Below are 595 nucleotides of genomic sequence, written 5' to 3'. Positions count from 1 at the left end.
AGACCAGATAATGCCGTGAACCAAGCAATTGAGCTATTCAAACAAAACAACTCACGATCAGGTCGCGTTATCCTGATTGCAGACAGTAGCACGCAAGAGCAAAATGAACGTATTTCAGATGCCTTGAGTAGCAAGAATATCCATCTAGATGTTCTTGCAGTAGGTACCAAAGAAGGCGGGCCGATAGATATACCCGGAAAAGGATATTTTAAAAGCCAGGGCGAGATCGTCATCCCACAGACTCCTTTCAAACTATTGGACAGTCTTGCAGGGGTAAATCGCGGCAAGATGGTTAAAATGTCCCTAGATGATCACGACCTAGAGGCGCTTGATATCACGGGTGAACGACTGAGAAAAGCAAAAGCGAACAATACTGACAAGCAAGAAAGTTTTCGTACCTTTGATGCCTGGGAAGATGCCGGTTATTTGCTGTTATTCTTAATAATACCTTTTGCGCTTTTTGCGTATCGACAAAACACACTTCTAGCGCTGTTTATTTCGATATCGCTTATTTCTTTACCAGAAACCTCACACGCCCTTGAAGCAAGAGACTTGTTTAAGACCCAAGACCAGCAAGCTCAAGAGCTAATGAAGC

1 protein-coding gene is annotated in these 595 nt (G+C 43.5%); it reads left to right on the top strand.

Translation table 11 applies throughout. From position 1 onward, the window contains the following. Positions 1-15: 15 nt before the first annotated feature. Positions 16-595, top strand: a 580-nt coding sequence (locus A3756_RS05905) for a hypothetical protein (RefSeq protein ID WP_197481208.1), incomplete at its 3' end; no start/stop codon positions are given.

This window comes from Oleiphilus sp. HI0086 (assembly GCF_001635225.1).
This window is presented reverse-complemented; position numbering and strand designations above follow the sequence as displayed.